This window comes from Methylobacterium sp. B1, assembly GCF_000333255.1.
Lineage (GTDB): Bacteria > Pseudomonadota > Alphaproteobacteria > Rhizobiales > Beijerinckiaceae > Methylobacterium > Methylobacterium fujisawaense.
Map to the genome: position 1 here is coordinate 1 of NZ_BACT01000239.1, position 1,339 is coordinate 1,339.

General features: G+C 70.4%; 2 protein-coding genes. Both read left to right on the forward strand.

The window, feature by feature from the left end; all coding sequences use genetic code 11:
* Positions 1-310 precede the first annotated feature (310 nt).
* On the forward strand, positions 311-838 hold the full coding sequence (locus I53_RS06740) for a DUF3280 domain-containing protein (RefSeq protein ID WP_043348222.1): 528 nt from the start codon (positions 311-313) through the stop codon (positions 836-838).
* A gap of 27 nt (positions 839-865) precedes the next feature.
* A partial coding sequence (locus I53_RS06745) for a (5-formylfuran-3-yl)methyl phosphate synthase (protein WP_043348220.1) occupies positions 866-1,339 on the forward strand: 474 nt, incomplete at its 3' end.

The following is a 1,339-nucleotide window of genomic DNA, read 5'->3' on the forward strand; positions in this document are numbered from 1 at the left end:
CAGCCCGGGCTTGGTCCTCGGCCCATGCCGACGGCGGAGCCAGGGCCAGCGCGACGAGGGCAGCGCGCAGCCAAGCTGGGCGCGTCGGAGGCCGGAAGACGGTGTCGGGTGCAGGATGATGCATGTAGGCGGCCTCTATCAGCTTCCGCTCTGGCCGCTCAACCGCGGCGTGTCGTCCCGACGTTCACGTTGCCGTCGTGGGATAGGTGGACGCGGAAGTACATTGCCAAATTGTCCCTTCGCCCGACCTATGGCGGGAACGACGCCGCCGATACGGGCGGCCGAACGCCTCGAGAGGAAGCTCCCGCCGATGCGCCTGACGTCTCTCCGCGCCGCGATTGCCTGCAGTTTCGTGGCGCTCTCGGCCGCCCTGCCCGGCGCGGTCAGCGCCGCCGAGAAGGCGGCCGTGTTTCCGGTCGAACTCTTCGATCCCGGCGCCTCCTACGGAACCCGGACGCGGCCGGTCGATGCGCGAAAACTCACCCTCGTCACGGACGAATTGCGCAACGCCCTCCGTGACAGGGCCGGGCTGGAGATCGTCGATACCGCATCCAAGGCCGACGTCGTCGCCAAGGAGGGGCCGCTCTACAAATGCAACGGCTGCGCGGCGGACATCGCCAAGAGCCTGGGTGCGGACCTCGTCGTGACCGGTTATGTGGAGAAGGGGTCCGGTCAGATCTTCAACCTGAGCGTCACGATCGCCGAGGCCGATACCGGCAAGGCGGTGCGCGGCGGCCAGGTGACGATCCGCGCCGACACCGACGATACCTGGGCGCACGCGATGCGCTGGGTGGTGAAGAACCGCCTGCTCGCCGAGCCGCTGCCCGGGAAGTCCTGAGACGGTCCGTTCAAGTCCGAGTGTTTCGTGCCCACGTCTTCAACCCAGCAAGATCCTCTGCCCCGGCTCCTCGTCAGCGTCCGCGATCCGGCTGAGGCCGAGGCCGCTCGCCTTGCGGGTGCCGACCTGATCGATGCCAAGGATCCGGAGCGCGGGGCGCTCGGCGCCCTGGACGACGGGATCGTGCGGGAGATCGTCGCCCGCGTGTCCGGCGGTGCCGCGACGAGTGCGGTGGCCGATCCCGCGGTCCGATCCGTGGCCGCCCTGGCGCACACCGGCGTCGACTGGGTGAAGGTGGGCCTCGCGCCAGCCCTGCTCCGGGATCCGTCGGCCCTGGTCGACCTTGTCGCGGCGGCACCGGGGCGGCTGATCGCCGTGCTGTTCGCCGAGGACGGCACGACGGCCCCGCATGTGCCCGCACTCGCAGCCGCCGGCTTCGCGGGCGCCATGGTCGATACCGCAAGGAAGACGGGCCCCCGCCTGCCCGAACTCGCCGCTCCC